Source organism: Sporichthya sp. (assembly GCF_013815995.1).
Classification (GTDB): domain Bacteria; phylum Actinomycetota; class Actinomycetes; order Sporichthyales; family Sporichthyaceae; genus Sporichthya.
Window position 1 is genome coordinate 1 of sequence record NZ_JACDFE010000197.1, and the last position, 8,382, is coordinate 8,382.

Below are 8,382 nucleotides of genomic sequence, written 5' to 3' on the forward strand. Positions count from 1 at the left end.
CAGTTCGACGCCGCCGCCGTTGCCGCCGTTGCCGCCGTTGCCGCCCACTGCGCCGTCGCCACCGTCGTTCTCCGGCGTGGCATCGCCGCCGCGTCCACCCGAGCCGCCTGCGCCACCGTTGCCGCCACGACCGGACAGGTTCGTCACGATCGTGGAGTTGGTGACCGTCAGCGCGTTACCGGCGAAGGCGACGCCGCCGCCGGCCCCGCCCGCGCCGCCGTTGCCGCCGATCGCGCCGTTGCCACCTTCACCGTCGGCGCCGACGGCGTCACCGATGCCGCCGTGGCCGCCCTTGCCGCCCTCGCCGCCGAAGCCGGCCTTGTTGGCGGAGATCGTGCTGCCGGTGATGACCAGGTTGCCGGTGCCGGAGTACGCGACGCCTCCGCCGTACCCGCCGGCTCCGCCGTTGGTCGCGGGCGTGCCGTTGCCGCCGTTGCCCGGGATCCCGGTGCCGTTCGAACCGTTGGGCCCGTCGTACCCCTTGCCGCCCGAGCCGGCGGAGTTGTTGGTCACCGCGACATCGGTCAGGGTGAGGCTGCCGGTGCCGCTGGCCTTCCACACGCCACCGCCCGGTGCCCCTGCCGCTCCCGGCTGGCCGGCCGTCCCGGTGGCCCCGGTCGCCGGGGCCCCGCCGGTGATCGTCATCGCCTTGAGCGCGATCGGGAAGTCGCCCACCAGTCCGAACACGCGTGTAGCCGTGCCCGGCGCGATCGTGGTCTTGTCCGCCCCGGCGCCGACGATGGTGAGCGAGAGCGGCTTCGGGTTGCCGCCGACGTAGTTCACGACCACGCCCGCGGCCTCGGTGAAGGTGCCCGCGCCGACGTTGATCGTGACGTCCTGGGACTCGGCGTACTGCCCGGCCAGGTTCACCGCCCGCTGGACGGTCTTGCACGGGGCGCCCGAGCTGCAGGGGTTGGCGTCGTTGCCTGCCACGGCGACCGTCAGGGTCACCGCGGCCTGGGCCGGCGTGGCGGCCAGTGTCATCCCGAGGGACGCGCACAGGGCAGTAGCTGACGTCAGCGCCAGCGCCCGCGCGCCGCGCGGAAGTCTGGTCGCCGGCTGGCCGGCCCGCTGCTTGCGGTGGGTGTTGGTACGCATGGACATGGAACGGCCCCCTCGTGCTCGTGACGGTGCGAACGTAGGCATCGCCCGCCTCAGGGATCAAGGCCGACACCCCATCCGATACCCGCTGGGTGCAGCCATCCCGGGGCAATCCGGACAGACCGGGCGAACCTGTCGAATGCCCTGAACGTCATGAAACTGACGCATCATCAGACATAGGCCAGCGAGCCAAGCGGGGCGGCCGGACCTGGCCCAGTACGCTCGCTCGGGTGTCCGTGCCCGTCGCTCCGGCGTCCCAGGTCTCCCCGGTCGATCTCCTGATCTCCGGCGCCCGTCTGCTCGTCACCTGCGACGGTCCGGTGGGGGCGGGCAGCGAACTCCCCGGTGGCTGGGTGGCGATCAGTGGCGGTGCGGTCGTCGCAGTCGGGTCCTCGACCGACCCGGTGCCGCCTGCGACGCGGACCATCGACGCCACCGATTGCCTGGTCACCCCGGGGCTGGTGAACACCCATCACCACCTGTTCCAGAACCTGACCCGCTCCTACGCCCCGGTTCTGAACGGGACGCTCTTCGACTGGCTCACCGGGCTCTACCCGCGCTGGACCGGCATCGACGAGGAGGCCTCCTACCTGGCGGCCTGGATCGGGCTGGTCGAGCTCGCGCTCGGTGGTTGCACCACCAGTGCCGACCATCTCTACATCGCCCCGCGGGGCGGCGGCGACCTGTGGTCGGCGCAGATCGCGGCGGCGGCCGAGGTCGGACTGCGCTTCCACCCGACCCGTGGCTCGATGACGGTGTCGGTGAAGGACGGCGGCCTGCCGCCGGACAATCTGGTCGAGGACGACGAGGCGGTGCTCGCCTCCTGCGAGAGGCTGGTACGCCGTCATCACGATCCGGCCCCTCTTTCGATGCTCCGCTTCAGCCTCGCGCCGTGCGCGCCGTTCAACGTCTCACCCGAGCTCATGCGCGCGACCGCCGAACTGGCCGAACGTCTCGACGTGCGGTTGCACACCCACCTGGCCGAGGATCCGCAGGACGAGCAGTACTGCCTGGCCCGGTTCGGCCGGCGCCCGCTCGACCAGTTCGCCGAGGTGGGCTGGCTCGGCCCGCGGGCCTGGGTGGCGCACGGCATCCACTTCGACCCCGGTGAGATCGCCCGCCTGGGCGCGGCCGGGGTCGGGGTCGCGCACTGCCCGAGCTCGAACATGATCCTGGGCGGCGGCGGGATCTGCCCGGTGAGCGACCTGCGCGGCGCCGGCGCTCCGGTCGGCCTGGGCTGTGACGGGTCGTCGTCCAACGACGCGGCCTCGTTGTGGTTGGAGGCCCGCACGGCGTTGCTGCTGGGCCGGCAGCGCTCCGGACCGACCGGGATGACGGCCCGTCAGGTGCTGGACATCGCCACCCGCGGCGGCGCCGCCTGCCTGGGCCGCGCGGGGGAGATCGGAGAGCTGAGCCCTGGCGCGGCCGGCGACGTGGTGGTGTGGGAACAGACCGGAGTGGCCTTCGCCGGGGCGGTGTCCGACCCGGTCGAGGCCTGGCTGCGCTGCGGGCCGAGCGCGCCGCGGGAGACCGTCGTCGCCGGCCGGGTCCTGGTCGAGCGGGGCAGCCCGGTGCATCCCGGACTGCCCGACGTCCTACGCCGCCACGGTGAGGTCAGCCGACGCCTTCAGCGCCAGTCCTGACCTGAAGCGTCAGCGAGCTGGGCGCGGGCCTGTTGGAGCAGTTCGATGGTAGCGCCACGGACCTCGTCAACGCTGGTGACCGGGGCCGAGAACGAGACCCGGGCGGCCCGCTGCTCGCCGCCGACGATCGTGGCCATGATGTCCATGCCGTAGCGGTCGACCCCGACCATTCGCGCGGACTCGACGCCCTCGAACCGGGCGAACACCTTGCAGTACGCCAGGAGGGCGTCGGCGTGGTCGTCGTTCATGTGCTCGATGATCCGCACTGCGGACCCACCCAGCAGGGGGTCGGGCTCGGCCGAGGCGTACTCCTCCGCGGTGACCCAGCTCATCCGGCCGAAGCCGCCGACGTAGCGGATCGCCTCGACCTCCAGGCGGTAGGCCGAGAAATCGTCGAAGCGCACGTAGAAGGCGCTGGGGTGGCCCGCCTGGTACAGGTCGAGTGCGGCTTCGCGCTCGTCGCCTTCCAGGACCTTCATCTCGCCGACCAGCGTGACGCGCGAGAGCGCGAGGCGGTCGTTCACGCCGTCCTCCGGCGCGGTGACCATCAGCGAGGCGCGCGCGTCGGCGGCCATGTTGCGACTGTGCTCGGCCAGGCTGGACAGGCACAGGATCGGCCGGCCCTGAGCGTCCACCGAGTAGGCCACCAGCGACCCGAACGGGAACCCGGGGCACTCGGTGCTCATCGTGGCCAGGGACGCCCCGCTGCCGATCGCCATCAGCGTCCGGGACCGCTCCGCGTCGCTGGGCATCCCGAGGATCCCCGGGGTGGCCCGCAGGGTTGCCGCGGTCTTGTCCTTGGCATCGGTCGGGACCTGGTGGCCCCCGAAGCGCTCCGCCATCCGAACCTACTTTCCGCGCGCCGCCCCGGCGCGCCTTTGGTCGGCCCACTAGGCTATTTACCTGCAGAAATAAGGATAGGCGCCCGGCCCGTATTGAGGGAGGCCGAGGTTTCTCCGCCCCGTTCTTGCGGTTGATCTTCTCCAGCCGCGGCAGCGGGCTCTTGTCGAGCGGGACCCCGGAGAGCACCAGCGACCGGCCGTCCACCAAGAAGGTGAACGAGCACGCGAGCACGGCCCCGCCGGCGGTGTCACCGCCTTGTGCCGGAGCGCCGAAGGCCGCGGAGATCTGATCGAGCGTCAGGGGGCAGCGGGCTTCGCCCGGCCCGTCGTAGGGGCCGGGGCCAGGGCGGGCCGGATCACGTCGACGCCGCCTCGGCGAGCGGTTGCGGCTGGGGCGGGACCGCAGGGGTCGCCGAGGCGGGAAGCTCGCAGAGCGGGACACCGATCGAGCGCTGGTAGATGTTGGGCCGGGCCAACAGGGCACCGGACATCCAGCCGCCGCCGGCCAGGCTGGCCCAGTAGCCGGGGCGGTCGAGGGTCTCGCCCGGGGTCTCGCACTGGATCCACGCCAGGGTGCCTGCGTACAGCTGCTTCTGCTCCACGTAGTCCGTTCCAGGGCCGCTACGGGTCCAGGCGGCCGACGAGTCGACCTGGAACGGCACCGAACACGGCGGCAGGGCCGGCTTGGCCACCCCGCCCGCGACCACGCTGTCCGCCAGCCAGGTGCCGTCGGTGAGCTTGTCCCATCGCCCGGTGGGGGTGCCGATCTGGCAGACCACGTTGACGGTGTTGCCCGGGTTGACGGCACGCAATACCGGGCGCAACGGACTCGGACCCTCGTGCGCGGTCGCGGCAGCCGTCCCCGAGACCTGGAAGGGCTGGGCGACGGTCGCGACCGGGGCGTCGATGGCGTTGCTGTCGATGTTGAGGCGGTATCCGCCGTAGCTCTCGTTGTGATCGCCCAGGTACTGCTTGATCCGCTGTCCGGAGGCCCAATGCTGGTCGGGGACCCCGGCCCAACCGGTGAGCTCGGTCTCGCCGTCCCACTGGGCGTTCCAGACCACGTCCGGGCGGAAGAAGTCCTCCGCGCCGTGGCTGGCCGAGAACGTGCGGACCGCGGACTGCAGGTTGCCGTAGACGCCGGAGAGGTAGCCGTTGCGGTGCAGCCGGAAGGTCCAGCCGCTCAGATAGGAGCGCACTGCGTCGGCGCAGCCTTCGTCACGGGAGGAGAAGGACTCGATGTCGGAGTAGAGCGCGGTGCCCGGCTGCAGGCCCAGCGATGCGGCGGCCTTCAGCGCGCCGCCGGCGGCCTTGCGCCCCTGCTGGTAGGCAGTCTCCAGATCGCGGCTCATGGGGTGCTTGGTGCGGTCGGCGCAAGGTGCCTGCAGGCCGACGTCGAGGGGGAGGAACTTCCAGCCCATCGCCGAGACGTCCCGGATCCACCCCAAGCCGAGCTCGCGCTGCCCGCAGGCGCGGTTGCCACCGCTGATGTAGATGCCGATCGCGCCGTAGGGGGAGGACTGCTTCCAGGCCTGCATCACCTCGCGCTTGGGGGCCGCGCAGGTGTCGAAGGCGAGACCGATGAAGCGGGTCGCCGACGCACCCTCGGGATACATCACCGCGGTGGCCGGCTTGGCCAGCGCCCAGGTGGCGAGGCCGCCGGCGATCACCGAGGCCGCCGCCACCCCCACCGTTGCGACGGTGGCCGGCCGGCGGCGACGAAACCAGCGCCGTCTCAGATTCTGATGCGGGGTGCCGTCCATGGCTTGCTGAGTTCCGTTCTGACGATCCATCAGAGGTGTCCGGGTCCCGGCGGGACCGGGACGGCGGCCGAGGATGCGGTCCAGGCGCGGCGCGACGCGGCGCCCAGCGGGATCGCGATGAACAGCAGTCCGAGCCCGGCGGCCAGGATCACCCCGGCGCCCGAGGTGCGTTTCCCGGTTCCCGGGAGCGCGCTGCGGCTGACCGCGGCCAGGCGCTGCTCCTCGGCCTGATCCACCGCCTGCTGCGCAGCCACCAGATCATTGACCGGGGTGTTCGCGAAGCCGAGTTCCTCGGTGTTCGCGGGGGAGCCCGCGACGAACGGCTCGGATTCGGGGGTGAAGTCTTCGGCCACGCCCGGAGTCCAGTCGGTGGCCGGCAGGTCCGCGATCGCCCGCTCGATCGTCCAGGTCTGCTGGAGTGGCGCGGTGGTGGTCTGACCGGCGCCGCTCTGCGCGGACAGCAACTGGACCTCGTCGCGTTCGCGACTGCGGTCCATGGCCGTGGTCGTGGGCTGCGGGGTGGGAACGGGGGTCGGCATCGGCGTCGCCGCGGGGAGCGGATAGCTCGGCGCGAGGACCCCGTCGCGGATCCCGTCGTACTCGTACGAGCCATAACCGCGGTCCAGGTAGTAGGACAGCGAAGCGTTACGCACGAACCGCGCCGGGGTGCCGGTGCGGTACTCCTCGAAGAGGTGGAACTTGGTCCGCGACTCGTTCGCCCAGCCCAGGAAGATCACCGAGTGCTTGCCCGGCAGCACCAGGACGTCGCCCGGCTGCATGGACGAGGACGCGATCCGGTCGGAGATGGTCCCGAGATTGCCGGTCCAATAGTTGATGCGTTGGTCGGTGCGCCAGGCCATCGAAATGTAGCCGGAGCAGTCCTGGCGGTAGGTGCCGTTCTGGTCGGTCCACCACCGGGACTGGCTGTAGGGCACGGCCTGGGTCACCCAGCTCACCGCGCGGGCGATCACCTCGGGCCGGGTGATGGTGCCGGTCCGGCCGGGGGTCGCGGTGCGGGGCGGTGAGGTGTTGGAGCGTCCACGGGCGCTGGTCGACGGCGCGGGGAGGGACGGGTTGGGCGTCATGACCGGCGGGATGACCACGGGGGCCGGGCGCGGAGTGACGACCGGGACCGGGGTCGGAGCAGTGGCGTCGTCCTCGGCGTCCGGCAGGGGCGTCGGGTCGGGGTCCTGAGCCTGGTCAGGATTGTTGGTCGGGACGTCGGTCGGGACGTCGGTCGGGACGTCGGTCGGGACGTCGGTGTCCGGGTCTTCTGCGCTGTCCGGGTCGCCGCTGCCCGGGTCGGTGGTGCTGCCGTCGGGCAGCGGGATCACCACCGGGTCGGGCTCGCAGGGGACGCCCCCGGGCTTGCGCGGGCCGATCACCGGCGCGACCGTCGTGTCGTCCCCGAGCGGACCCTCGCCGATGGCCTTGACGCGCGCCTCGTACTCGACCTGGGTGTCGGCGAGGGCGGCCTCGTTCGCGGCAGACATCGTCTCGAGGTCTTTGGCCGACAGCTTGGACATGGCGACCGGCTGGCCGGTCACCAGATCTTCACCTGTCGTCGGGTTCGCGAGGTCGGCCGCCGGGGAAGCTGGGGGAGTAGTCGCCGGAGCGTCATCCGTTACGCAGGGAGCAGCAGCGACCTCGACCTTGTCGAAGCCCAGAGCACCGAGGCCGACGAGGCTTCCGCCGAGGACGCCACAGCCAACGGCTGCGGCGAGGGCGGGACGGACTCGCCGCCGACTGGCGGGTGGACGGCGCATGATCTCCCCTGGCAGAGCCGAAATAGTTTCTGCGAACGCAGTGACTTTTTCGCCTAGAAGGGGCAGGGCAGGGGCGCCAGAGTGAACGCCGGACGGGCTGCGGGTTAACCACGATTTCCCTGTGAGCAGACAGTCGCGTAGCGTCACCCATTTGGCCGAATCCTTTGCCAGGCAGGCATTTCGGCTGGTGGCGCGCAGTGCGGAAGCATCCGAGAGTCGGTGCGGAACTCGGAGCGGGAGTCGGTGTGAAGCCAGGTGCGGAGGTGGCTCCGGATCAGCCGAAGCGGCCGTTGACGTAGTCGTAGGTGCGCGAGTCCGTGGGTGCGTTGAACATCGCGTCGGTGGCGCCGTGCTCGACGATCACGCCCGGGGTGCCGGCCTCGGCGAGGAAGAACGCGCACTTGTCCGAGACGCGGGCGGCCTGCTGCATGTTGTGCGTGACGATCACGATCGTGACCTCGGTAACGAGTTCGCGGATCGTCTGCTCGATGCGCCGGGTCGAGGTGGGGTCCAGGGCCGAGCAGGGCTCGTCCATCAGCAGGACGCGCGGCTGGATCGCCAGCGATCGCGCGATGCACAGCCGCTGCTGCTGACCGCCGGACAGGGCGCCGCCGGGCTGGCGGAGGCGGTCCTTGACCTCTTTCCACAGGCCGGCCTTGGACAGGCAGGACTCCACCAGAGCGTCCTTCTGGTCCTGGCTGACCCGCTTGCCGGTCAGTCGCAGCCCCGCGACGACGTTGTCGTAGATCGACATCGCCGGGAACGGGTTCGGCTTCTGGAACACCATCCCGACCTGGCGGCGGGCGTCGGTGAGCCGTCGCTCGCGGGCGTAGAGGTCGTCACCATCGAGCAGCACGTCCCCGGCCAGGCTGGCGCTCGGGATCAGCTCGTGCATCCGGTTGAGGATGCGCAGGAACGTCGACTTGCCACAACCCGACGGGCCGATCAGCGCGGTGCACTCACCGGCCGGCATCAGCAAGGACACGTGGTCCAGGACTTTGCGGTCGCCGAACCAGGCGGAGATGTTGCGGGCCTCGAGCGCCGCCAGCGCTCCGGCCGGCGCGGCGGACGGGGTCCGCTTGAGCGTCTCGATCGTGGACAGCGGCGCGCTCGGGGCCACGGTCGGGGCAAAGCCCGGCGCCGGCGGCGCCATCCCGTCGACAATCTGGATCGGGGCCAGCACCGCGGTGTCGTGGGCGTCCGGCGACCCGCCGAAGGCCGGCGTGGGCGGCATCATCGCCGGCGGGGGCGGGCTGGACAGCTGCTC

Annotated in this window: 6 protein-coding genes; 1 reads left to right on the top strand and 5 read right to left on the bottom strand. The window is 71.5% G+C overall.

Annotation, left to right across the window (positions count from 1 at the left end; genetic code table 11):
• The coding region (locus H0X00_RS18525; protein WP_367186692.1) for a hypothetical protein at positions 1-1,104 on the bottom strand (1,104 nt) is incomplete at its 3' end.
• Between the two features lie 227 nt (positions 1,105-1,331).
• Between H0X00_RS18525 and H0X00_RS18530 the strand changes: the two genes are divergently transcribed.
• Complete coding sequence (locus H0X00_RS18530; protein WP_293773792.1) at positions 1,332-2,744, top strand: 8-oxoguanine deaminase; 1,413 nt, start codon at positions 1,332-1,334, stop codon at positions 2,742-2,744.
• On the opposite strand, the gene H0X00_RS18535 is transcribed toward H0X00_RS18530, so the two are convergent.
• From H0X00_RS18535 to H0X00_RS18550, 4 genes are all read right to left on the bottom strand, one after another.
• Positions 2,729-3,586 (bottom strand): DUF2470 domain-containing protein, encoded by an 858-nt coding sequence (locus H0X00_RS18535; protein WP_293773794.1) that lies wholly within the window; start codon positions 3,584-3,586, stop codon positions 2,729-2,731. The genes H0X00_RS18530 and H0X00_RS18535 overlap by 16 nt on opposite strands.
• Positions 3,587-3,942: 356 nt before the next feature.
• Positions 3,943-5,277 carry a glycoside hydrolase domain-containing protein gene (locus H0X00_RS18540; RefSeq protein WP_293773795.1) on the bottom strand — a complete coding sequence of 445 codons (1,335 nt, stop codon included), beginning with the start codon at positions 5,275-5,277 and terminating at the stop codon, positions 3,943-3,945.
• Between the two features lie 101 nt (positions 5,278-5,378).
• Positions 5,379-6,896: a hypothetical protein gene (locus H0X00_RS18545; RefSeq protein ID WP_293773796.1), complete on the bottom strand. Its 1,518-nt coding sequence runs from the start codon at positions 6,894-6,896 to the stop codon at positions 5,379-5,381.
• A gap of 493 nt (positions 6,897-7,389) precedes the next feature.
• Complete coding sequence (locus tag H0X00_RS18550; protein ID WP_367186693.1) at positions 7,390-8,268, bottom strand: phosphate ABC transporter ATP-binding protein; 879 nt, start codon at positions 8,266-8,268, stop codon at positions 7,390-7,392.
• Positions 8,269-8,382: the final 114 nt, after the last annotated feature.

Bases quoted from the DNA above. Each gene is read 5' to 3' on its own strand.
- H0X00_RS18535 (WP_293773794.1), bottom strand. From the start codon at position 3,586: ATGGCGGAGCGCTTCGGGGGCCACCAGGTCCCGACCGATGCCAAGGAC.
- H0X00_RS18550 (WP_367186693.1), bottom strand. From the start codon at position 8,268: ATGGCGCCGCCGGCGCCGGGCTTTGCCCCGACCGTGGCCCCGAGCGCG.